This window comes from Streptomyces sp. 2-1 (genome assembly GCF_048564895.1).
GTDB lineage: Bacteria > Actinomycetota > Actinomycetes > Streptomycetales > Streptomycetaceae > Streptomyces > Streptomyces phaeochromogenes.
Genome location: NZ_CP183383.1, coordinates 2,233,823 through 2,256,927, shown reverse-complemented (window position 1 = coordinate 2,256,927; position 23,105 = coordinate 2,233,823). Strand labels below are relative to the sequence as shown.

General features: G+C 70.3%; 19 protein-coding genes. 5 read left to right on the top strand and 14 right to left on the bottom strand.

Translation table 11 applies throughout. The features are described 5' to 3' along the window. Window positions 1-5 precede the first annotated feature (5 nt). The 9 genes from ACN20J_RS09905 to ACN20J_RS09865 all read right to left on the bottom strand — a co-directional run bounded on the left by ACN20J_RS09905 (window position 6) and on the right by ACN20J_RS09865 (window position 12,502). Window positions 6-1,559 carry a GMC family oxidoreductase gene (locus ACN20J_RS09905; protein ID WP_055611057.1) on the bottom strand — a complete coding sequence of 518 codons (1,554 nt, stop codon included), beginning with the start codon at window positions 1,557-1,559 and terminating at the stop codon, window positions 6-8. Between the two features lie 52 nt (window positions 1,560-1,611). Next, window positions 1,612-3,189 (bottom strand): APC family permease, encoded by a 1,578-nt coding sequence (locus ACN20J_RS09900; protein ID WP_055611056.1) that lies wholly within the window; start codon window positions 3,187-3,189, stop codon window positions 1,612-1,614. A gap of 190 nt (window positions 3,190-3,379) precedes the next feature. Next, a complete protein-coding gene (locus ACN20J_RS09895; protein WP_055611055.1) occupies window positions 3,380-4,846 on the bottom strand; it encodes an aldehyde dehydrogenase family protein in 1,467 nt (488 codons plus the stop codon). Further along, the gene (locus ACN20J_RS09890) at window positions 4,839-6,002 is read right to left on the bottom strand and encodes an aromatic ring-hydroxylating oxygenase subunit alpha (RefSeq protein ID WP_361996205.1); all 1,164 of its coding nucleotides are present in this window, start codon (window positions 6,000-6,002) and stop codon (window positions 4,839-4,841) included. The genes ACN20J_RS09895 and ACN20J_RS09890 overlap by 8 nt, the downstream gene beginning before the upstream one ends. A gap of 11 nt (window positions 6,003-6,013) precedes the next feature. Then, entirely contained in the window at window positions 6,014-7,168 is a 1,155-nt protein-coding gene (gene solA / locus ACN20J_RS09885; protein WP_419665729.1) for an N-methyl-L-tryptophan oxidase, read from the bottom strand. A gap of 22 nt (window positions 7,169-7,190) precedes the next feature. Beyond that, entirely contained in the window at window positions 7,191-9,641 is a 2,451-nt protein-coding gene (locus tag ACN20J_RS09880) for a GcvT family protein (RefSeq protein WP_419665728.1), read from the bottom strand. Between the two features lie 96 nt (window positions 9,642-9,737). After that, entirely contained in the window at window positions 9,738-10,364 is a 627-nt protein-coding gene (locus tag ACN20J_RS09875) for an MBL fold metallo-hydrolase (RefSeq protein WP_419665727.1), read from the bottom strand. Next, window positions 10,361-11,446, bottom strand: coding sequence for an S-(hydroxymethyl)mycothiol dehydrogenase (locus tag ACN20J_RS09870; protein ID WP_190229234.1), 1,086 nt, complete (start codon window positions 11,444-11,446; stop codon window positions 10,361-10,363). Before ACN20J_RS09870 ends, ACN20J_RS09875 begins: the two co-directional genes overlap by 4 nt. 237 nt (window positions 11,447-11,683) lie before the next feature. After that, a complete protein-coding gene (locus ACN20J_RS09865) occupies window positions 11,684-12,502 on the bottom strand; it encodes an IclR family transcriptional regulator (RefSeq protein ID WP_079053076.1) in 819 nt (272 codons plus the stop codon). A 215-nt stretch (window positions 12,503-12,717) separates the two neighbouring features. On the opposite strand from ACN20J_RS09865, the gene ACN20J_RS09860 reads away from it, so the two are divergent. Together ACN20J_RS09860 and ACN20J_RS09855 are read left to right on the top strand one after the other, a co-directional pair. After that, window positions 12,718-13,065: a bifunctional 3-phenylpropionate/cinnamic acid dioxygenase ferredoxin subunit gene (locus ACN20J_RS09860; RefSeq protein ID WP_361996199.1), complete on the top strand. Its 348-nt coding sequence runs from the start codon at window positions 12,718-12,720 to the stop codon at window positions 13,063-13,065. After that, window positions 13,062-14,246: an NAD(P)/FAD-dependent oxidoreductase gene (locus ACN20J_RS09855; RefSeq protein ID WP_419665726.1), complete on the top strand. Its 1,185-nt coding sequence runs from the start codon at window positions 13,062-13,064 to the stop codon at window positions 14,244-14,246. The genes ACN20J_RS09860 and ACN20J_RS09855 overlap by 4 nt, the downstream gene beginning before the upstream one ends. 44 nt (window positions 14,247-14,290) lie before the next feature. Here the strand turns inward: ACN20J_RS09855 and ACN20J_RS09850 are convergent, their stop codons facing one another. Then, window positions 14,291-14,836: a hypothetical protein gene (locus tag ACN20J_RS09850; protein ID WP_259333542.1), complete on the bottom strand. Its 546-nt coding sequence runs from the start codon at window positions 14,834-14,836 to the stop codon at window positions 14,291-14,293. A 609-nt stretch (window positions 14,837-15,445) separates the two neighbouring features. On the opposite strand from ACN20J_RS09850, the gene ACN20J_RS09845 reads away from it, so the two are divergent. The 3 genes from ACN20J_RS09845 to ACN20J_RS09835 are packed head-to-tail and all read left to right on the top strand — an operon-like array spanning window position 15,446 to window position 19,284. Then, on the top strand, window positions 15,446-18,442 hold the full coding sequence (locus ACN20J_RS09845) for a nitrate- and nitrite sensing domain-containing protein (RefSeq protein WP_419665725.1): 2,997 nt from the start codon (window positions 15,446-15,448) through the stop codon (window positions 18,440-18,442). Continuing rightward, window positions 18,439-18,879 carry a roadblock/LC7 domain-containing protein gene (locus ACN20J_RS09840; protein ID WP_189839795.1) on the top strand — a complete coding sequence of 147 codons (441 nt, stop codon included), beginning with the start codon at window positions 18,439-18,441 and terminating at the stop codon, window positions 18,877-18,879. The genes ACN20J_RS09845 and ACN20J_RS09840 overlap by 4 nt, the downstream gene beginning before the upstream one ends. 9 nt (window positions 18,880-18,888) lie before the next feature. Further along, a complete protein-coding gene (locus tag ACN20J_RS09835) occupies window positions 18,889-19,284 on the top strand; it encodes a DUF742 domain-containing protein (RefSeq protein ID WP_055613361.1) in 396 nt (131 codons plus the stop codon). Between the two features lie 69 nt (window positions 19,285-19,353). Here ACN20J_RS09835 and ACN20J_RS09830 read toward each other — a convergent pair whose 3' ends face one another. From ACN20J_RS09830 to ACN20J_RS09815, 4 genes are all read right to left on the bottom strand, one after another. Further along, window positions 19,354-19,833: a thioesterase family protein gene (locus tag ACN20J_RS09830; protein ID WP_419665724.1), complete on the bottom strand. Its 480-nt coding sequence runs from the start codon at window positions 19,831-19,833 to the stop codon at window positions 19,354-19,356. After that, window positions 19,830-20,831 (bottom strand): 3-hydroxyacyl-CoA dehydrogenase NAD-binding domain-containing protein, encoded by a 1,002-nt coding sequence (locus ACN20J_RS09825; RefSeq protein ID WP_419665723.1) that lies wholly within the window; start codon window positions 20,829-20,831, stop codon window positions 19,830-19,832. Before ACN20J_RS09825 ends, ACN20J_RS09830 begins: the two co-directional genes overlap by 4 nt. A 118-nt stretch (window positions 20,832-20,949) precedes the next feature. Then, window positions 20,950-21,843, bottom strand: coding sequence for a 3-keto-5-aminohexanoate cleavage protein (locus ACN20J_RS09820; protein ID WP_419665722.1), 894 nt, complete (start codon window positions 21,841-21,843; stop codon window positions 20,950-20,952). Between the two features lie 244 nt (window positions 21,844-22,087). Next, window positions 22,088-22,954 (bottom strand): IclR family transcriptional regulator, encoded by an 867-nt coding sequence (locus tag ACN20J_RS09815; protein ID WP_361891237.1) that lies wholly within the window; start codon window positions 22,952-22,954, stop codon window positions 22,088-22,090. Window positions 22,955-23,105 lie beyond the last annotated feature (151 nt).

Here is a 23,105-nt window from a genome sequence, read left to right as displayed (position 1 = left end):
ACCCCCTACAGGGCGTCCTCCTTCAGAAGATCAGCGCACTTCTCGCCGATCATCATCGTCGTGATGCACGGATTGACCGCGACGAGATCCGGCATCACGGACCCGTCCGCGACCCGCAGCCCCTCGATCCCCTTGACCCGCAAACGCGCGTCGAGCGGCGCCGAGGCGTCGTCGTCCGCGCCCATCTTCACCGTGCAGGACGGGTGATAGACGGTGTTGTGCGTCTTGTGGATGTAGTCGAGCAGCTCGTCGTCCGTGCGGACATCCGGCCCGGGGGCAAGCTCGGCCCCGGCCCACCCGCTCAGCGCGGGCTGTTCCGCGATACGACGGGCCAGCTTCAGCCCGAACGTCATCACGCGCGCGTCGTGCTCGTGCGTGAAGTACCGCGGATCGACCTTGGGCTTGTCCCGGAAGTCGCGCGTCCGCAGCCGTACCGTGCCGCGCGACTTCGCGCTCGTCACGTTCGGCGTGAGACAGAACGCGTTCTCGGAGGTCGGATAGCCCCAGCGCGCGGTGTTCATGTCGAACGGGACCGAGCCGTAGTGGAACATCAGGTCCGGCCGGTCCAGGCCCGGTTCGGTGTCGTAGAAGATGCCCGCCTCCCACCACTGGCTGGAGGTGGTCGTCATGGGCTGCTTGGCGTCCCACATGATGACGCCCTCGGGGTGGTCCTGAAGGTTCTCGCCCACGCCGGCCGAGTCCACCACCACGTCGACACCCACCTCGCGCAGATGCTCGGCGGGCCCGATGCCCGACAGCATCAGCAGCTTCGCGCTGTCGATCGAGCCGCAGGACACGATCACCTCGCGCCTGGCCCGTACCGTCCGGGTGTGGATCAGGTCCGGGTCCAGGTACTCGGCGCCCACGCAGCGCCGCCCGTCGAGCACGAGCTTCTTGGCCCGCACCCCGGTCCGTACGTCCAGGTTCGGACGCTTGCCGAGGATCGGGTGCAGATAGGCGACCGACGAGGACTGGCGGATGTTGTTCTCGTCGGAGTTGATCTGGAACCAGTTGGCCCCGCGCACGACCGTCTTGCCGGTGTTGAAGGGGGTGGTCGGGATGCCCGCCTGGGCGCAGGCCTCCAACAGGGCGGTGCCACAAGGGTCGTCGCTCTTCAGTTGGCGCAGCTTCACCGGGCCGGAGCGGCCGTGGTGCTCGCCGGGAGCGTCGTTGTTCTCCAGCCGCTGGTAGAGCGGGAAGAGCTCGGCCGCGCTCCAGCCCGTACAGCCCGCCGCCGCCCAGCCGTCCAGGTCCTCGGCCGGTGCCCAGAAGGCGATACAGGAGTTGTGCGAGGAGCAGCCGCCGAGCACCCGGGCGCGGGCGTGCCGCATGAAGCTGTTGCCGCTGGCCTGCGGCTCGACCGGGTAGTCCCAGTCGTAGCCGGACTCAAGGAGTCCCATCCAGCGTTCCAGCTTCATGACGTCGTCGTCGCCGACGTCGCTGGGCCCCGCCTCCAGGACGCACACCGTGACGGACGGATCTTCGGACAGGCGGGCCGCGACCACATTGCCCGCGGTTCCTCCGCCGACCACGACGTAGTCGAACTCGTCTTCTTTCATGGGGAGTTGACCTCCTTGAGTCCTTGCGACGTTCTGCCTTCGGATCGGGCGCTCAGTCGGCCGTCGGGGTGGCCGCGGGAGACGAGGGCGGGAGAGGTGTGTCGGGGGACTTGTACTGGTGCTCGGCGAGCACTCCGGTGCGGTGCCGCTGCACGAACCAGTAGTAGGCGAAACCGCCGCCCATCACGATGCCGACGAACAGGACGGCACCCCAGCGCAGATACCAGTGGTATGGGGCAGCCGCGTTGTAGACCGCGGCGCGCGGCCAGATCAGGTTGATCATCATGGCCGCGCCCCACACCACGGCGACGATGTTGACGGGCAGTCCCCAGCGGCCGAGCGAGAACTTGCCGTCGCCCGCGGGCTGCCACTTGCCGCGCAGCCTGGCCACCAGCATGGGCCCGGTGACCAGCAGATACGCGAGGTAGATCAGGATGATGCCGATACTCGTGACCACCGTGAAGATCTGCGGCTGGCGGATGTTGACCACCAGGATCGCCAGCGCCAGGATGCCGATGATCACCGCGGGCAGGATCGGGGTCTGGAAGCGCGGATGGACCTTGGCCAGCTTGGCCGAGGCGGGCAAGTTGTTGTCGCGGGACATCGCGAAGGCCAACCGGATCGCCGCCGTGTGAACGGCCAGGGCGCACACGGTGACCGCGATGAACACGCACCACAGCATGGCCTTGCCCGCGTCCTCGCCGAGCACGTTGAGGACGACGTACTGCAGGCCGTCCGTGGACAGCTTGTCGCCCTTCAGGCTGGACACGCTCATCAGCGCGAGCAGCAGGATGAGCCCGCCGAGGACGAACGAGGCGACGATGGCGCGGAGGATCGCGCGCGGCGCGTTGCGCGACGGGTCGAGGGACTCCTCGCCGAGCGAGGCGGCCGTGTCGAAGCCGTACATCACGTACGCGGACGCCAGGGACGCGATCAGGAACGCGCCGAAGTAGCCGCCGGGCTGGCCCGCGCCCGTGCCGTTGGTCTCCAGCACGACGCCCGGTCCGCGGGTGATGTGCACGGCGAACAGCACGATCAGCACGACGGTGGCGATCAGCTCGATGAAGACGCCGGCCGTGTTGATCCGGGCCATCAGCTTCACGCCGAGGGCGTTCACCAGGGTGGTGAAGATGATGAGTACGGAGGCCAGCAGCACCGCGTTGGTGGCGACGTCGTACTTGCCGGTGCCGTCGCCCACGAACTGGAACGTGGAAGAGATCTGAGGAAGCGTCAACTGATACGCAAGGGCCACGGCCGCGATCGACACGATCGAGGCGATCAGCATCGTCCAGCCCGCCAGCCAGCCTATGTGCGGGTTGCCCACCTTCTTGGACCAGTTGTAGACGGAGCCGGCCACCGGATAGCGGGCGGCGAGTTCGGCGAAGCAGAGCGCGACCATGAACTGGCCGACGAAGACCATGGGCCAGGACCACCAGTAGGCGGGCCCGCCGCTGCCGTAACCGAAGTAGAAGAGCTGGAAGGTGCCGGTGAGGATGGAGATGTAGCTGATGCCGGCGGCGAAGGTGTGGAAGTTGCCGAGCGTGCGCTTCAGTTCGGGCTTGTAGCCGAACTCGTTGAGCTCGGAGTCGTCGTTACTTTGTTTCTCAGGTGGTTGAGCGGTGGTGGTCATGAGGCGCCTCCTGGGAAGGGGGAGTTCTCCCGGGCGGGAGGGGAGTGCGGCTCGTGCGGGGTCGTTGGTGCGCGGGTGCTGGATCTCGGGGTGAAGAAGGCTGGATCTTACGATGCCTGCGACCGGTTCTGACCATGAGGAGTGCCGGTTTCTTGCTGTGGATCCGCAGAACCGGCCCCGGGGACATGGATCAGGAGAACCAGCCCTGTGGACTGGGATTGGTCGTGCGCCAGATGTGTTTGGTCTCGCGGTACTCGGCGAGACCGGCAGGACCGAGCTCCCGCCCGAACCCGGACTGCTTGTAACCGCCCCACTCGGCCTGTGGGACGTACGGGTGGTAGTCGTTGATCCAGATGGTGCCGATCCGCAGCGCGGACGCGACCCGCTGGGCCTTCGCCTCGTCGGAGGTGAAGATCCCGCCGGCCAGACCGTAGATCGTGTCGTTGGCCAGCCGCACCGCCTCCGCCTCGTCCGTGAACCGCTCCACGGTCAGTACGGGCCCGAAGGACTCCTCCTGGACGACCGACATCGGGCCGGAGCACTCGTCGAGCACGGTCGGGGGGTAGTAGAAGCCGTCCGGGTGCGGAGGATCGGCCGGGCGCTCCCCGCCGCAGCGCAGGACCGCGCCCTCCTCCAGGCCCTTGGCGACGTATGCCTCGACCTTCTCCCGGTGGGCCGCCGAGATCAGCGGACCGGTCTGCGCCTGCTCGTCGAACGGTCCGCCCAGCCTGATCTGCCGGGCCCTGCGGACGACCTCGTCGACGAACCGGTCGTGCAGCGAGTCCTCGACCAGGAGCCGCGCCCCGGCCGAGCAGACCTGCCCGGAATGCAGGAAGACGGCCGTCAACGCCATGTCGACGGCCGTCTCGAAGTCGGCGTCGGCGAAGACGATGTTCGGGTTCTTGCCGCCCAGTTCGAGGGCGACCTTCTTCACCGTCCCGGCCGCCGCGGCCATGAGTCTGCGGCCGGTCTGCAGACCGCCGGTGAAGGACACCAGGTCCACGTCCGGATGGTCGCCCAGCGGAGCGCCGGCCTCGGGACCTGCGCCGAGGACCAGGTTCGCCACACCGGCGGGCACCCCGGCCTCCTCCAGGAGGCGCATCAGATGGATCGCGGTGTGCGGGGTCAGCTCGCTCGGCTTGAGGATGAAGGTGTTGCCCGCGGCGAGCGCCGGGGCGACCTTCCACGCCGTCTGGAGCAGCGGATAGTTCCAGGGGGTGATCAGCGCGCAGACACCGACCGGTTCGTATACGACCCGGCTGTCGACGCCCTCCGTGCCCGTCTCCACGACCCGGCCGGACTCGCTCGCGACGAGCCGGCCGAAGTAGCGGAAGCAGTTCTCGATGTCGTCGATGTCGTACTCGCTCTCCACCAGGCGTTTGCCGGTGTCGAGGGACTCCGCGCGGGCGAGTACGTCCTTGTCGCGGGCGAGCAGGTCGGCGACCCGCAGCAGCAGGTCACCGCGCTCGTTCGGGGGCGTCCGGGGCCAGGGGCCGTCGTCGAAGGCGCGGCGCGCGGCCGCGATCGCGTCGGCCGTGTCCTGGGGGCCCGCCTCGTCCACGACGGCGACGAGTGAACCGTCGGCCGGACAGCGGATCTCGCGGGTGCCCTTCTCCCGCGCGCTCGTCCACGTGCCGCCGATATAGAGATCAGCCATCCATGCCTCCCAGCATGCCAATGAGCCACTCGTGGAAAATCCCGATGTGGTGCTCGGTGGGCACCAGCACCCCGCCCCTCCGGTAGGCGCGGGACGCCATCGCGGGCTGCGTACGCTCGCAGGCCTCGAAGTCCTGGGCGTTGACCCGGTGGAAGAGTTCCACGGACTTCGAGACATCGGCGCCCGACTCGACGACCTCGGGTGCGTAGAGCCAGTCGCACTCCACGATCGTCCGGTCCTCGGCGAGGGGGAACATGCGGTGCAGGATGACATGGTCGGGGACGAGATTGATGAACACGGTTGGTTTGACCGTTATCGCATAGTAACGACGGTCCTGATCCTCCGCGACTGCGGGAAGTTTCCCGAAGCCCTCGCTGCCGTCGACGGTGAATCCCTTGACCTCCTCGCCGAACTCGGCGCCGTGCCCCACGTAGTACTGGGCCGCGTAGCCGTCGGCGAACTCCGGGAGGACGTCGGTGAGCTCGGGGTGGATCGTCGCGCAGTGGTAGCACTCCATGAAGTTCTCGACGATCAGTTTCCAGTTCGCCTTCACGTCATAGGTGATGCGTTTTCCGAGGGCGAGGTTCTCCGTGCCGTAGTGCTCGATGGCCGCCACGTTCCCGAGCCGCTCCACGGCCGCGCCCATCACCGTCTCCTCGAAGGACGGCGGCTCGTCGGCCAGACAGACCCAGGCGTAGCCGAGCCACTCCCGCAGCGCGACCTTGACCAGGCCGTACTCCGTCCGGTCGACGTCCGGCATCTTCACCAGGTTCGGCGCCGCGATCAGCTTGCCGTCGAGGTCGTACGTCCACGCGTGGTACGGGCACTGGAGGTTGCGCCGGACCTCGCCGGCCTCCTCCAGACAGAGGCGGGCCCCGCGGTGGCGGCAGACGTTCAGGAAGGCGCGCAGCTCACCGGTGCGGGAGCGGGTGATCAGGACGCTCTCACGGCCGACCTGGACCGTACGGAACGCGCCCGGTTTGGCCAGGTCGGCGCTGCGGATCGCACAGAACCACATCGACTCGAAGAGCCGTTCCTGCTCCTGCCGGAAGATCTCCGGGTCGGTGTAGTAGTGCCCCGGAAGGGTGGCGATCAGGCTGGGCGGCAGCTGACCGGGGGCGGAGGCGGGGGCGGGGGAGACGGGGGTCGTCGTCACGTGCGTGCTCCTCAGGCGGGCGCGGCGGCGAGGCGGTGGGGGTCGAACAGGCCGATCGGGTGAGCGGTGGTGCCCGTGAGCGCCAGATCGGCGAGGATCTCGCCGACGACCGGCACGAACTTGAAGCCGTGCCCGGAGAACCCGCAGGCCACGGTCACGGACTCCGGGTGCGCGGGATGCCGGGCGAGGACGAAGTGCTCGTCGGGGGTGTTGGAGTACATGCAGGTGGCGGCCTTGAGGAAGGTGCCGGGCAGGTCCGGGATACAGCGGGACATGTGGTCCGCCATCGCCTGGATCTCGTCCTCGTGGACCGTTCGGTCGATGTTCTCCGGGGTGCACTCGACGCCCTTGCGGAAGAAGGCGACCTTGGCGCCCAGCTCCGGCCCGTCGATGGACGGGAAGCCGTAGACCTGGACGTTGTCCGCGTCCTCCCAGATGTAGATCGGATGGTTCTCGGGCAGGAACGGCCGGACCCCGCCCGTCGGCTGGAACCAGTACATGACCTGCCGCTCGATACTGAACGGCACCCCGAGGTCGGTGAGCAGCTGGGGCGCCCAGGCACCCGGGCAGATCACCAACTGGCTCGCGGTGTACGTGTTCTCGGCCGTGTGGACGCGAACCCCGTCCCGGTACGGCTCCCAGCGGGTCATCGGCTCGTCGAAGTGCAGGTCGGCGCCCTGCCGGGTGGCGAGCTGGAGATGGGCCGCGACCATGTTCTCGGGGCGGACCAGGCCGGCCTTCTTCTCGTAGAGCGCGACCTCGTCGTCCTTCGGGTTGAGCGTCGGGAAGCGGCGGCGGATCTCGGTCGCGTCCAGCATCTCGTGGGGCAGGTCCCACTGCTTGGCCGAGCGCAGCGAACCCGAGACGGTCAGCGAGTCGGGAGGCCCGACCATCACACCGCCGCACAGCGTCGCGATGTCCCGGCCGGTGGCCCGCTCCACGTCCTCGTACAGCTCGTAGGCGCGCAGCAGCAGCGGTACGTACGCCGGGTCCTCGAAGTAGGACTGCCGGGTGATCCGCGAACCACCGTGACTGGAACCGCGGTTGTGCACCGGCCCGAACTTCTCCAGCCCGAGCACCCGCACACCGCGCGAGGACAGATGGTGGGCGGCGGCACTGCCCATTCCGCCGAGACCGATGACGATCACGTCGTAGGTAGGGGACACAGGGGACCTCCAGAGCTTGCGATCAACGTCGGATGCGGGTCATCTTCGGATCGAAGAGCGGCTCGTCGGCCACGGTCGCGGGCACCTTCTCGCCGAAGTACTCCACGTGCACACTCGCCCCGGTGGGGAGCACCGGCAGCCACGCGTACGCGACACAGCGGCCCAGCGTGTATCCGTACGACGCGCTGGTGACGTAACCCGCGGGGGAGCCGTCGACGTACACGGGCTCCTTGCCGAGGACGACGGACGCCGGGTCGTCGAGGAGCAGCGGAGTGAGCCGACGAGCCGGTTCGCCCCGGGCCTGAAGCGCCCCCATCCCCGTGAAGTCCCCCTTGTCCAGGCGGACGGCGAAGCCGACCCCCGCCTCGTACGGATCGTGCTCGTCGGTCATGTCGACACCCCACGCGCGGTAGCCCTTCTCCAGCCGCAGGCTGTTGAAGGCGGAACGCCCGGCCGCGATCACACCGTGCTCTTGGCCCGCCTCCCAGAGCGTGTCCCAGAGGCGGAGCCCCAGGTCGGCGGAGGTGTAGAGCTCCCAGCCCAGCTCGCCGACATAGCTCAGGCGCATGGCGGTGACCGGGACATGGCCGAGATACGTCTCCTTCGCGCGGAAGTAGCCGAAGCCCTCGTGCGAGAAGTCGTCGCGGGTCAGCGGCTGGACGAGGTCGCGGGCCAGCGGCCCCCAGACGCCGATGCAGCAGGTGCCGGAGGTGATGTCCCGGACCTGTACTCCCTCGGGGGCGTGCCTGGTCAACCAGTCAAGATCCGCCGGGGAGTTGGCGCCCACCTGGAAGCGGTCGGGGTCGAGCCGCGCGACGGTGAGGTCGGAACGTACGCCGCCCGTCTCGTCCAGGAGCAGGGTGTACGTCACCGCGCCGGGCTTCTTGCGGAGGTTGTTGGTGGTCATACCGTGCAGGAAGTCGAGGGCTCCGGGGCCGGTGACCTCGAGGCGGCGCAGGGGGGTCATGTCGTAGAGGGCGACCTTCTCGCGGGTCGCCCTCGCCTCGGCCGCCGCGATCGGCGACCAGTAGCGCGCCGACCAGGCGTCCCGCTCGGGGAGCGGGCCGAGGGCGTCGACGAGCGGGGCGTTCGCCTCGTACCAGTGCGGGCGCTCCCAGCCGCCGCCCTCCAGGAAGTAGGCGCCCAGCTCCTGCTGGCGTGCGTAGAAGGGGCTGACCCGCAGCGGACGCGGCTGCTCCATCGGCTGGAGCGGGTGCAGCACGTCGTACACCTCGACGAACTGCTGCGAACCCCGGTCCTTGACGTACGAGGGGGAGCGCTGGGCGTCCTCGAAACGGGTGAGGTCGCACTCGTGGGCGTCGGTCTCGGGGCGGCCGTCGACCATCCACTCGGCCACCGCCTTGGCGACTCCGGCCGAGTGGGTGACCCACACGGCCTCCGCCAGCCAGAAGCCGCGCAGCGCCCGGGACTCGCCGAGGACGGGCATGCCGTCGGGCGTGAAGGAGAAGACGCCGTTGAAGCCCTCCTCGATCTCCGCCTCGCGCAGTGCGGGCATCAGTTGACGGCAGTCGTCCCAGCTCGGCGCCCAGTCCTCCTCGGTGAAGGGGAACGAGGACGGCATCTCCATGTCGTTCGCGCGTGCCTCGTCGTAGTCGAGGACCGCGAACGGGTCGACGGGGAGCGGCTTGTGCGCGTAGCTGCCGATGCCGATGCGGTCGGTGTGCTCGCGGAAGTAGAGGTCGCGGTCCTGGAAACGGAGGATGGGCTTCGAGGCCTCTTCGGTGGCCCCTGCCAGTTCGGGGAGGGGCCTGGTCCTCGCGTACTGGTGGGCGAGCGGTTGCAGGGGTACGTCGACACCGGCCATGCGGCCGATGACCGGGCCCCAGAAACCGGCCGCCGAGACCACGTGGTCGGCGGGGAAGGTGCCCCGGTCGGTGACGACCGCGGTGACCTTGCCGGCCTCCTGCTCGATCCCGGTGACCGTGTGCCGGTCCAGGAAGCGCGCGCCGCGGCTTTCGGCCCGGGCCAGCTGGGCGCGGGACGCGAGCAGCGCGCGGGCCAGGCCGTCGTCGGGGGTGTGGAAGCCGCCGAGGACGACCGACTCGTCGATGAGGGGCCAGAGCTCCTTGCACCGGGACGCGCTCACGATCTCGCCGCGGATGCCCCACGAAGCGGCGTATCCGGCCCTGCGGTGCAGCTCCGCGAGCCGCTCGGGAGTCGTCGCCAGCTCCAGGCCGCCGACCGGGTTGAAGCAGGAGACTCCGTCCACCTCGAGGGAGTTGAACTTCTCGACCGTGTACCGGGCGAACTCGGTGAGGGTCTTCGACGGGTTCGTCTGGAAGACCAGACCCGGCGCGTGCGAGGTGGAGCCGCCGGGAGCGGGCAGCGGTCCCTGTTCGAGGACGGTGACGTCGGTCCAGCCGCGGGCGGTGAGCTCGTCGGCGAGGGAACAGCCGACGATGCCGGCGCCCACGATGACCACGCGGGGATTCGTTTCGGGCGTGCTGGACATGCCCCTCCTTGTCCTGGTGGGGGTTGTCGTGGCGGGGGTGAACGCGCTCGGGGAGCGGGGAGGCGGACGCGCTTATGGAGCGGGAGGTGGACGTGCTTATGGAGCGGGGACGTTGGGGCGTTCGGCGGCGATCGTGGTGTCCTCGCCGTGTCCGGTGTGGACGTCCGTGTCGCCTGGCAGCGTGAGCAGCCGGTTGCGGATGGAGGCCTCGATGGTCGGCCGGTCGGAGTAGGAGCGGCCGGTGGCGCCGGGACCGCCGTGGAAGAGGGTGTCCCCGGTGAAGACCGCGTCGAGGAACGTGGCATAGAGGGAGCAGCTGCCCCAGGTGTGCCCGGGGTTGTGGATCACCTGGAGTTCGATCCCGGCGACTCCGATCCGCTGCCCGTCGGAGAGCTCGCCGTCCGGCTTGCGGTCGGGGTGCGTGGCGGCCCACAGCTCCTGGTCGCCGGGGTGCAGGAGGACGGGCGCGCCGGTCAGCTCGGCCAGTTCTGCCGCCGCGTCGACGTGGTCGTCGTGCGCGTGGGTGCACACCACGGCGACCACCTGGCGGCCCGCTACGGCCCGGTGGATCGTACGGGCGTCATGGGCGGCGTCGACGATCAGTACCTCAGCGTCGTCGCCGACCAGCCAGACGTTGTTGTCGACGTCGAAGGTCTCGCCGTCGAGGCTGAACGTGCCGGAGGTGACCACGCGCTCGATCCGTACGGTCCCCTGGCTGCTCACAGGACCACCACCGAGCGCAGCACCTCGCCGCGGTGCATCTTGGCGAAGGCCTCCTCGACCTGGTCGAGCGCGATGGTCTCGGTGACGAAGGCGTTGAGGTCCAGCAGTCCGTACAGGTACTGGTCGATGAGGAACGGGAAGTCGCGGCTGGGCAGGCAGTCGCCGTACCAGGAGGACTTGATCGCGCCGCCCCGGGAGAAGATGTCGATCAGCGGGAGTTCGATCTTCATGTCGGGGGAGGGGACACCGACCTGGACCAGCAGACCGGCGTGGTCGCGCATGTAGAAGGCCTGTTTGAAGGTCTCCGGGCGGCCCACCGCGTCGATGGCGATGTCCACGCCGAAGCCGTCGGTGAGTGCGCGTACGGCCTCGATCGGGTCGGTGCCGCGGGAGTTGACCGTGTGGGTGGCGCCGAACCTCTCCGCCTGGTCGAGCTTCTTGTCGTCGATGTCGACGGCGATGACCTTCATGGCGCCGTTGAGGCAGGCGCCCGCGATGGCCGCGTTGCCGACTCCGCCGCAGCCGATGACGGCGACCGTGTCACCGCGGCCGACGTTGCCGGTGTTCACGGCCGCTCCGTAGCCGGCCATCACCCCGCAGCCGATGAGGCCCGCGGCCTCGGGCCGGGCCGCCGGGTCGATCTTCACCGCCTGTCCGGCCGCGACCAGGGTCTTCTCGGCGAAGGCGCCGATGCCGAGGGCGTTGCTGAGCGGGGTGCCGTCCAGGAGGGTCATCGGCTGGGTGGCGTTGCGAGAGTCGAAGCAGTACCAGGGACGGCCGCGACGACAGGAGCGACAGGAACCACAGGGGGCGCGCCAGGCCAGGACCACGTAGTCGCCGGTCTTGAGGTCGGTCACGCCCTCGCCGATCGCCTCGATCGTGCCGGCCGCCTCATGGCCGAGCAGGAACGGGAAGTCGTCGTTGATCGCGCCCTCCCGATAGTGCAGATCCGTGTGGCAGACCCCGCAGGCCTGCACGGAGACGAGCACCTCGCCCGGACCCGGGTCGGGAACGACGATCGTCTGCACCTCGACGGGTGCGCCCTTCTTCACAGCGACTACGGCACGGACCTCGTGTGGCACGACCAAGCTCCTCTGCTGTTGCGCAATGCACTATGGGTTGCGCGATGAGGAACATAGTGAGAACGCCGCCAAGGGGCCGTCAAGAGGTGCGGGTTAATCCTTGGCAAAAGGAACGGGCGGCACGAAATCTGTCCGACACACAGAAACGCGGGGCCAGGTGTTCCTGGCCCCGCGCTTCGTGCCGTGTTCGTCGGGCGACCGGTCTCCGGCTCCGGTCGGCGTCCCGTCCCGCTTCCGTCAGAAGCCGTATCCCATCCGGCGCGACAGGTCGGCGGCGGCAGCCACCGTGCGCTTGGCGAGATCGGGCAGGTGGTCCGAATCCAGCCGGTACACCGGACCCGAGACGCTGATAGCGCCGATCACCTTCCCGTCGTGGGCGCGCACCGGGGCGGCCGTCGCGGCCAGCCCCAGCTCCAGCTCCTCCAGGGCGAACGCGTACCCCTGCTCCACCACGGCCTCCAGCTCGCCGCGCAGCGCGGCCGTGCCGGTGATCGTGCGCTCGGTGAAACGTGGGAGCGGTCTGGCCAGCAGTCCTTCCCTCAGGGTCGGCGGCAGATGTCCCAGCAGCACCTTTCCGCTGGATGTGGCGTGCAGCGGGGTGCGTCTGCCCAGCCAGTTCTGCGCGGTCACGGACGCGGCGCCGCGGGCCTGCATGATGTTGACCGCCGCGTTGTCGTCGAGCACCGCGATGTTGACGGTCTCGCCCACCTCGTCCGCGAGTTCTCGGCACACGGGCACGCCCTCCTGCGAGATGTCCAGGCGCACTGCCGCCGCCCCCGCCAGGCGTAGTACGCCGGCGCCCAGGTAATACTTCCCGCGATCCTTGGCCTGGGCGACCAGTCCCCTGTTCTCCAGCACTCCGAGGAGCCGGAAGGCGGTGGACTTGTGCACCTCCAGCTCGTCGGCGATCTCGGTGACGCCTGCCTCGCCGAGTCTGGCGAGGATCTCCAGCACGCTCACGGCGCGGTCCACGGACTGGACGGCGCTCCCCGCGCCCCTGCTCTGCTTCCCGGGTGTCTCCTCTGTGCGGTCAGCCTGCTTCTGCGTGCGGGTCATAACTCAACTCTCACCACCTGGCGGCCCGGATTGAGCCGCATCTGCCGGAAGCCCTTGACTTGACGGGCATCCCGCGCGGATTCTGTTGCGCATAGCGCTCCCTCGTGCGCCATACGAAACATCATGTTACCGAAGAGTCCGTGACCGGGAAGGTCTCGGACCAGACCGGACCTGAGAGGTCCCGGACCATGGGTCCTGGACCGAGAGGGGGGCCCGTGATTCCCGTCTGCCGCCTTGATGACCTCCCCGCGGGCGAATCCGTCCGTATCGACACCACACCGCCCATCGCCGTGTTCAACGCCGACGGCGAGCTGTACGCCATCGATGACACATGCACCCACCAGGATGCGTCCCTCTCCGAGGGCTGGCTGGAGGGTTGTCTGGTCGAATGCCCGCTCCACGCCGCGTCATTCGATCTCCGCACCGGCCTGCCGACGTGCCTTCCCGCACGCCGGGCGGTCCGTACCCACCGCGTCACCGTCGACGACGGCATGGTCCATGTCCACGTCGCGGCCGAAGTGCTGGCCGAAGTGGCGGCCGAAGGGGAGGGCACGGCGGCATGAGGACAGTGACCGTCGTCGGGGCCTCGCTGTCCGGGCTGTACGCCGCCCGGGAACTGCGTGCCCAGGGGTTCGACGGGCGACTGGTGGTCGTCGGGGACGAACCGCACCGCCCCTACGACCGCCCCCCGTTGTCCAAGGACTTCCTCACCGGCCGGTCCGGCGAGGACCAACTCGCCCTCTCCGACGACGAGGAGACCACCGAGCTCGACGCCGAGTGGCTGCTCGGCGTCCGCGCCCGCGGCCTGGACGCTCGCGGCCGGACCGTCCTCCTGGGCGACGGCCGCACCGTCTCCACCGACGGCGTGGTCATCGCCACCGGAGCCTCGGCCCGCAGGCTCCCCGGCTGCGAACTCGCCGGAGTCCACACCCTGCGCACCCTCGACGACGCGCGTGCGCTGCGTACCGAACTCGCCGCGGGCACCCGGCGTGTCGTCGTCATCGGCGGTGGCTTCATCGGCGCCGAGACGGCCTCCTCCTGCGCGGGACTCGGCCACGACGTCACCGTCGTCGAGGCCGCACCCCTGCCGCTGGTGCCCCAACTCGGCCCGGAGATGGCCGCGGTGTGCGCCGGACTGCACCGGCGCGGCGGCGTCGACCTGGTCACAGGCACCGGCGTCGCCGGGCTGCGCGGCGCGGTCGCGGTGACCGGCGTGGAACTCGCCGACGGCCGGCTGCTCCCCGCCGACATCGTGATCGTCGGCATCGGAGCCACCCCCAACACCGACTGGCTGGCGGGCTCGACCCTCGCACTGCACGACGGGGTGCTGTGCGACGACGGCTGCGTGACGGCTCTGCCCCAGGTGGTCGCCGTCGGTGACGTCGCCCGCGTCGGCGGAGCCCGAGCCGAACACTGGACCAGTGCCACCGAGCAGCCCCGGGTCGCCGTGCGCAACCTCCTCGCGGGACACGCTGCGGAGACCGTGCGCCCGCTGCCCTACTTCTGGTCCGACCAGTACGGAGCACGGATCCAGTTCGCCGGGCGGCGGCTCGAAACCGACACCGTCCGCATCGCGGAGGGCGGCGTCACCGACGACGGGCCCGACGAGGGAGGCTTCCTCGCCCTGTACGAGCGGGACGGCCGCACGACCGCGGTGCTCTCCGTGGACCGACCACGACCGTTCATGCGCGCTCGGCGCGAACTCGGGCGCGGGGTGACGGTGGCGGAGGCGGCCGTCTCCTAACGGGGAGGGCCGTCGCCGTGTCCTGGTGGTGGGGCGCGCCGCCGCTAGGAGTGCGACAACTGGCCCGCGCCGCCGCCCTGTCGGCGTATCCGCTCCTTGGTCCGCTCCGACGCCCGCTCCTGGCGCCGTGCCCTGCGCCGCTCGCGCCGCAGGGCACGAGCCGTGCTGCTGGGCACCGACACCACGCCGTTGCGCTGGTTCCACACCTGGCGCGTCACCCAGACGTCCAGGGCGCCCCAGGTGGCCACCACCGTGCTCGCCACGCTGCTCAGCACCATGGGGAACGCGAGCCAGGAACCAGCCAGCGTGCAGAGGAAGGCGACCATCGCCTGGATCAGCGTGACGGCGATGATGATGACGGCCCGCACCGCGGACGCCCGTACGGGATCGGGCAGCCGGCGCCTGGTCGCGGGCTCCTCGACCCACAACTGCCGGTAATAGCCCTGCTCTTCGGCCTCCATGGCGGCTTCCGCCCCGGCGTTCGTGACGGCTGCCGCCCCGGTCTCCGTCTCGGCCTTCGACTCCGCTTCCGCGTTCGCCTCCGTATCCGCGACGGTTTCCGTCCCGGTCTCCGCATCCGCTCCCGCCACGAACCGGGCCCCTCGTGCGGCCTTCGCCCTGGTTTCCGATCCGGCCCCTGTCGGGGACTCCCTCTCGGCCGCCCTCATCGGGATGCCCGCCGGAATGTCGTGATCCGGTGCCTGTGGACCCCGCCGTGTCTTCGTGGCTTCCGCGACGCCCGTCCCGGCTGTCCCGTGCCGCTCCGCCGTGCCCATCAACTCGTCACTCCCCAACCGCCCGACAACCGCCTGCTCCGGAGTCACGAGAACCCCGGCTCCCCATCAGTTGCCCGGCTTGCGCTGTTTTACGCTGCCTGGGCGCGGCATGCGGCACCTGCTGCCGATTCCGCCTCCAACTTCCGTACAGACAGACGATCGACGTAACCCGAAGATTCCCGTCGACCGTAAAATTCCGGCCAACTGGCCCGCTATGCGGACCGGATGGCGTCCGGTGTCCCGTGTCGGAATCGGGGAGGCAATCTCCCGCAATGAACGGACAACTCCTGATGTCCTGTTACCGTCCCGGAACGAGTCGGTCCGGACAGGCCTTCGAGATACCACTGTGTCGGTAGTAGGCTCACGCCGTTTGTTGACGCACATGTGTGCCCCCGGTCGCCGGGGGCCGAGCTGGGGGAGGCCATGCGCTTTCGCGGGAAGTCCATCCGCCGGAAGATCGTGGCGCTGTTGCTCGTGCCGCTGGTTTCCCTGACCGGGATCTGGGGCTTCGCCACCGTACTCACGGGGCGCGAGGTCAACCAGCTGTTCGACACGACGTTCATCGTCCAGGAGATCGGCTATCCGACCGAGGACGTCATCAGCGTCCTGCAGGACGAGCGACGCCAGACGCTCGTCTATCTCGCCGACCCCCGGGCCTCCGAGGCACGCGCCGATCTGCGGCGCACCCGGACCGCCACCGACGAGGTCGTGTCGAAGATCCGCAGGAACGCCAAGGACGACGATCTGCGGGACGAGATGGGCGCGGAGACCACCGAGCGCCTCACCGCGATCCTGGACGCCTTCGACGGCGTCGGTCCGCTGCGCCAGAGCGTCGAGGACGGCACCGTCACCCGCCTCCAGGCCCTCGACCTCTACAACCGCCTCGTAGAGCCCTGTTACACCCTCCTCACCAACCTCCAGGTCCTCGACAACGTGGACGTGGACAAGCAGGCCCGCGCCCTCGTCAACATGTCGCGCGCCCGTGAGCTGCTCGCCCGTGAGGACGCCCTCCTCGGCTCCGCCCTCGTCGTCGGCCGGGTGACCCGCGAGGAGGCCCGCGACGTCTCCGACCTCGTCGCCCAGCGCACGCTCATGTACGAGGTCGGCCTGCCGCTGCTGCCCACCGCCGAGCGCGCACGCTTCGACCGCTACTGGAAGAACGCCTCCACCGCGCCGCTGCGCGTGGCCGAGCAGTCCGTCATCGCCTCCTCGCCCGGCGAGCCCCGCGGAGTCACCGCGAAGAGCTGGGACGGTGTCGCGGGCGATGTCCTCGACGGGCTCGACAAGCTCAACACCCAGGCGAGCGACCGCTTCCAGGACCGCGTGCGCCCCGTCGCGATCGGCGTCATCGTCAAGGCGGGCATCGCCGGCGTGCTGGGCCTGGGCGCGCTGCTGGTCTCGCTCTTCATGTCCGTACGCATCGGCCGCAGCCTCGTCCGCGACCTGCGCCGGCTCCGCCAGGAGGCCCACGAGACCGCCGGCGTACGGCTGCCCAGCGTGATGCGCCGCCTCTCCGCGGGCGAACAGGTCGACGTGGAGACCGAGGTCCCGCGTCTGGAGTACGAGAAGAACGAGATCGGCGAGGTCAGCCAGGCCCTCAACATCCTCCAGCGGGCCGCCGTCGAGGCCGCCGTCAAACAGTCCGAGCTGCGCAGCGGCGTCTCCGAGGTCTTCGTGAACCTCGCCCGCCGCAGCCAGGTCCTGCTGCACAAGCAGCTGACCCTGCTCGACACCATGGAGCGCAGGACTGACGACACCGACGAACTCGCCGACCTGTTCCGCCTCGACCACCTGACGACCCGTATGCGCCGGCACGCCGAGGGCCTGGTGATCCTCTCCGGCGCGGCCCCGTCCCGGCAGTGGCGCAAACCCGTCCAGCTGATGGACGTCGTACGCGCCGCCGTCGCCGAGGTCGAGGACTACGAGCGCATCGAGGTACGGAGGCTGCCGCGGATGGCCGTCACCGGGTCCGCGGTCGCCGACGTCACCCACCTCGTGGCCGAACTCCTGGAGAACGCCACGGTGTTCTCGCCGCCGCACACGGCGGTCCAGGTGGTCGGCGAGCGGGTGGCCAACGGCTTCACCCTGGAGATCCACGACCGCGGCCTCGGCATGGCCGCGGAGGCACTCCTCGACGCCAACCTGCGGCTCGCCGAGACCCCCGAGTTCGAGCTCTCGGACACCGACCGGCTCGGTCTCTTCGTGGTCAGCCGGCTCGCCCAGCGGCAGAACGTCCGCGTCTCGCTGCAGCCGTCCCCGTACGGCGGCACCACCGCCGTGGTCTTCGTCCCGGACGCGCTCCTCTCGGACGACGTGCCCGACACGAACGGCATGGGCTTCCGGCTCGACCGGGCGCTTCCCTCGAAGCAGGACGGCGACGAGGGCCGTACGGCCGCCCTGTCCCAGGTGCCGGTCACGCTGCCCGGCCGGACCGCCTCGATGCTGGACGGACCCGTCGAACTGGAGGCGCCCGTCGACCTGGACGCCCTCGGCGACTTCACGGACCCCCTCGACGACCAGGACGGCGAGCGCGGTGGCATCTTCCGCCCGCGCCGCTCCATCGCCGGGGTGCCTGGGGACCAGCAGCAGGTACGGCAGGATCCGCGCGAGCCGTCGCACGCCGACGGTGACACCGAGGAGCCGTCCGGTGTGCCGGTACAGCTCCCGCGCCGCCGGACCCCCAAGCTCGTCAGTTCGCACGGGCGCCCCGTGACCCAGACCAAGACGCGGCGTGACGAGGCGACGGACCACGCGGACGCCGACGACGTGACGGAACTGCCCCAGGCGGCCCGGGATTCGTCCGAGCGCCCCGGTGTGCTGGAGGACCTGCCGAAGCGGTCGCGGAGTGTCAGGCGAGGACCGTCCCGCCGCGAGCCCGGGGACTCCCTCGGCTCCCGCCGCGGTCCTTCGGACGACTGGCCCGGAGCCACCGACTCGGCGGACGGCGGCGCTGTGGAGCGCCGTCAGGCCCTCGGACGCGGCGGCGGCCCCAGCGACCCGGCGGGCCCCGGAGAGGCGCTCACGCGCGGACCTGAGGCCGCCGAAGGCCGCCGGGACGCAGACGCCCCGGCCCTTCCCCAGCGCGCCTCGCGTCGCGGCACCGAGTCCGGCGGCACCCACCCCGGTACTCCGGCCGGCGGCGGAACGCGCCCCGGCGCGGCTGCCGGGGGCGGCACCGGCGCGCTGCCCCGCCGCGTACGACAGGCCAATCTGGCCCCTCAGCTCAAGGACGGCCCCGACCGCCGGGCCGCGCACGACGCGGTCCGCGGGGCGGAGCCCACTGAGCGCGACGCCGACGAAGTACGCAACCGTATGGCCTCGCTCCAGCGCGGCTGGCGGCGCGGCCGTGAGGAGAACGCCGAGGGCGACGAGGCCCAGGACGGCACAGCACCAGGAACGACTAAGGGAGACGGTCGATGACCGCACCGAAGGCCGCCGGCCACACCACGACCAGCACGTCGACGGGGGAACTCAACTGGCTCCTCGACGACTTGGTGGCGCGTGTCGCCAGCATCCGCAAAGCACTCGTGCTCTCCGGGGACGGCCTCCCCACGGGGGTCTCCACCGACCTGACGAGGGAGGACAGCGAACATCTGGCCGCCGTCGCCTCCGGGTTCCACAGCCTCGCCAAGGGCGTCGGACGACACTTCGAGGCGGGCAGCGTCCGCCAGACCATCGTCGAACTGGACGAGGCCTTCCTGTTCGTCACGGCCGCGGGCGACGGCAGCTGCCTCGCGGTCCTCTCCGACTCCGACTCCGATGTCGGGCAGGTCGCGTACGAGATGACACTGCTGGTAAAGAGGGTCGGCGCACATCTGGCCGCCGCTCCGCGCACCGAATTGCCCTCGGGCGGGTAGTGGGATGGCATGAGCGGAGACAGTCAGGGGATGTCCCACTGGTTCGACGACGAGGCCGGACCCGTGGTCCGTCCGTATGCCATGACACGCGGCCGCACCACCAGCGCGGCCCAGCACCGCCTCGACCTGATCGCGGTGGTCGTGACCGAGCTGCACGCCGACGACCCGGAGGCGGACCACTCGCTGTCTCCGGAGCACGTGGACATCGTCGGGCTCTGCCGTGACGCCCCCCAGTCGGTCGCTGAACTCGCCGCCGAACTCGACCTGCCCGTCGGGGTCGTACGCGTCCTCATCGGCGACCTCGTGGACGACGAGCTGGTCCATGTGACGCGTCCGGTGCCACCGGCCGAGCTGCCGGACGAAAGCATTCTCCGCGATGTGATCAGCGGCCTCCGGGCCCTGTGACGCGACCCGGAGGCCCGGCCGATCCGGGCCTCCGCGTCAGACGGCGCGGGGCCTTCGCGTCGGACGACCTCAGGCGACCCGGGCGATGGAACGCCCGGCCCACGCGGGCGCAGACTCCACCAGCGAGGCGAGCCGGTCGAGGACGCCCTCCGGGAACGGGGTGGCCCGTCCGGCCTTCTGGTCCACGTGGAGGGCGAGCAGTTCCGACGTGGCGACCACGGCGGCGTCCGCGTCAGGTGTGGAATTCGCCGCGTCCAGGACGTACATCTCATGCGTGAAGTGCGCCTTCTTGCCGCTCGCCCCGAGGATCCGGGTGCGGACGCCCAGGTGTGCCCCCTCGGGTACGTCCCGCAGATAGCGGATGTGCGACTCGACGGTGTAGAGCGAACAGCCGCTGTCCGCGCGGTACATGGCGTCCATCCCCGTCGCGTCCATCATCGCGTCGGTCGCGTGGCCGAAGACGAGGACGTAGAACGCCTCGCTCAAGTGCCCGTTGTAGTCGATCCATTCGGGGCGCACGGTCTCGCGGAAGAGGGGCAGGGACGTCATCGCGCGCCGGTCCCGGGCAGTCGGCCGGTTGCGCGCAGCACGTCTATGACCCCCTGGTCGCGCTCCGCGACGAGGTCCGCGATGGTCCGTCCGTCGGAGGCGTCCTCGCAGCCCGCGACGACGGCGTCGTAGAGCGCGCGGTCCAGTTCCGGGGCGTCCAGCCGAGTCCATGGGGACTTCAGGGACGGGCCGAAGTGGTCCAGCATGTGTGCCATGCCGCCCTCCCCGCCGGCCAGCGCGAAGGTGAGCATCGGGCCCATGAACGCCCAGCGCAGACCGGGGCCCTCGGTGATGGACCGGTCTATCTCACGTACCGTCGCCTCGCCGTTGGCGACCATGTGCAGGGCCTCCCGCCAGAGCGCCTCCTGGAGGCGGTTGGCGATGAAGCCGGGGACCTCGCGGTCCATGGTGATCACGGACTTGCCCGCCACCTCGTAGAAGCGGGAGGCCCACTCGACCGCCGCCGCGTCCGTGCGCTCGCCGCCGACGACCTCGACGAGCGGGATGAGGTACGGCGGATTGAAGGGGTGGCCGACGACCAGCCGGCCCGGGGTGACGGCCTCCGTCTGCATGTCCGTCATCGGATAGCCGGACGTGGACGAGGCGATGACGATCTCGGCGGGCGTCGCCGCGTCCAGTTTCGCCAGCAGCTCGCGCTTGAGCTCCAGCTTCTCCGGGGCACTCTCCTGCACGAACTGGGCCTCCGCCACCGCCTCTTCGAGCGTGTCGGTGACCGTCAGACGGGCCGGGGAGGCGCCCGGGGCGAGGCCCAGCCGCTCCAGCGCGGGCCACGCGGCGTCCACGAGACGGCGCAGCCGCGCCTCGGCGCCGGGCGCCGGATCCCACGCCCTGACGTCATACCCGCGGGCCAGGAAGTGGGCGACCCAGCCACCGCCGATGACCCCGGCACCGACGCAGGCCACCGTGCGTACGTCCTGGGGGGCGGGCCGGGTCACGGAGGTCCGTGCGGTGTCGGGGGAGTCTGAAGTGTGGGGCACCAAGGGCTCCTTGGGGTCTTGACGTGGGTGGCGTGTGGGGACGGCGGCTGTGGCCGGTGGTTCGCGGGGCGCTTGGTCTCGGTGGGGCGAGAGGTCGGCGCGCTCGGCACTCGGCAGGTCAGCCACGTGGCTTGAGGCCGAGCCTCAGCCGGGCCTCGTCCGGCGTGGCGACGCGGGCCCCCATCGCCTCGACGATCGTCACCGCGCGCTCGACCAGCTGTGCGTTGGTCGCCTTGACGCCCTTGCCCAGGTAGAGGTTGTCCTCCAGGCCGACCCGTACATGCCCGCCGAGCAGCACCGACTGGGCGACCCACGGCATCTGCATCCGCCCGAGGGCGAAGCTGGCCCACTGGGCGCCCTCCGGCAGCATGTTCACCATCGACTGCAGTACGCCCGGATCGGCGGGCGCGCCCCACGGGATGCCCATGCACAGCTGGAAGACGGTCGGATCGTCCAGCAGCCCCTCGGTCCGCAACTGCTTGGCGAACCAGAGGTGCCCGGTGTCGAAGATCTCCAACTCGGGCCGTACGCCCAGCTCCTGGATGCGCCTCGCTCCCGTACGGAGCATGTCCGGGGTGGACACATAGAGGTTCGAGCCGTCGCCGAAGTTGAGGGAGCCGCAGTCCAGGGTGCAGATGTCGGGCAGCAGGTCCTCGACGTGCGGCAGCCGGTCGAGTCCGCCCACGAGGTCGGTGCCGGGCAGGTGCCTCAGCGGCTCCTCCGGGTCAATGACCAGATCGCCGCCCATGCCCGCTGTCAGGTTGACGACGAGGTCCGTGCCGGTCTCCCTGATGCGCTCGACGACCTCCCGATACAGCCGCGGGTCACGCGAGGGCGCCCCCGTCTCCGGATCGCGCACGTGGATGTGGACGGCGGCCGCTCCGGCATCCGCGGCCTCCACGGCGGAGCGGGCGATCTGCTCGGGGGTCACGGGGACGTGCGGGCTCTTCCGCACGGTGTCGCCGGCGCCGGTGAGGGCGCACGTGATGATGACGTCCTGGTTCATGGTCATACGGGGGCCTCCGCTGTGCGGGGGTGGGTTTCAGGTGGAGTGGTTGCTCGCATCGCGTTCGTGCGTCGCACATAACGAACATGCCGTCTGTGGCTGCCGTCCGTCAAGGGCGCCCAACTACGGCACCGGCACGGGCGCCGCGCCACCGCCGGTAGGGGTTCCGCGGCCGGTACCGGCCCACCCGCGGCTCCGGCCCACTAGCGGTGCCTGCCCACCCCCGGAGCCGGCAGCCCGCCCCGAGGTGTCACAACGCCCGCGCCGCCCGCGCCACCTCCTCGGCCGCACCGCACGCCAACACACCCAGCGCCGGGAAGCGGGACTCGGGCACCCGGTCCTGCGGGCCCCAGATGCTGAGCACGGCGAACGGGCGGTCGCGGGCGCCGAGAACGGGCGCGGACACCCCGTACAGATTCCGCTCCATCTCGCCCGCGCACACGCTGTATCCGCGCTCCCGCGTCTCGGCCAGCTCCGCGCGCAGCCGCCCCCGGTCGACGACTGTCGTGTCGGTGTACGCGGTCAGCGTCTCGGCCAGCAGCACGTCCACCTCCTCCGCCGGCAGCCAGGCCAGCAGCGCCTTCCCGGTCGAGGTGGCGTGCAGCGGCGCCTGCCGCCCGAGCCACTTGGCGCTGAGGACCACCGGGGGAGTCACCTCGTCGATGTACGTCAGCCCGAGCTGCTGCACCACCGCGAGGTTGGCTGTCTCGCCCGTCTGCTCGCTGACCTGGCGCAGGATGCCGTGGGAGCGCCGGATCAGCCCGTCGAACCCGGCGGCCGAGGCCATCCGGGCGACCGCGAAACCCACGGTGTAACGGCTGGTCAGCGGATCGCGCTCGACCATCCCGTACTGCTCCAGGGTGGACAGCAGCCGCCAGGCCGTGGCCCGGTTGAGCCCGCAGCGGCTCGCGAGATTCGTCGCCGTTTCGCCGTCCGGCGCGCTGTCCGCCGTCGCCTCCAGCAGAGTGATGGCCCGCTCCAGGGACTGGACCTTGCCGGACGATCCGCCAGGCTCGGTGGCACGTGGGGTGGTGCTGTCGGTGCCGCCGGCGGTGCTGGTGCTGGTGCTCGTGTCTGTGGCGCTGTCGTCTGCGCGAGGGGGCTTGGGCGTACGCATTTCCTTGGCTCCTGACGAGACCGGCTTGAGTTCGGTCCTGCTTCTCATTATCCGTGCAGCTGTCGCACTATGTGAACGACCTAGTGACCGGGCGCGAGGTCGGCCATGGCGCTTGCGCCGAGAAGTGCCCCCGACTCCGGATCGAACGCCG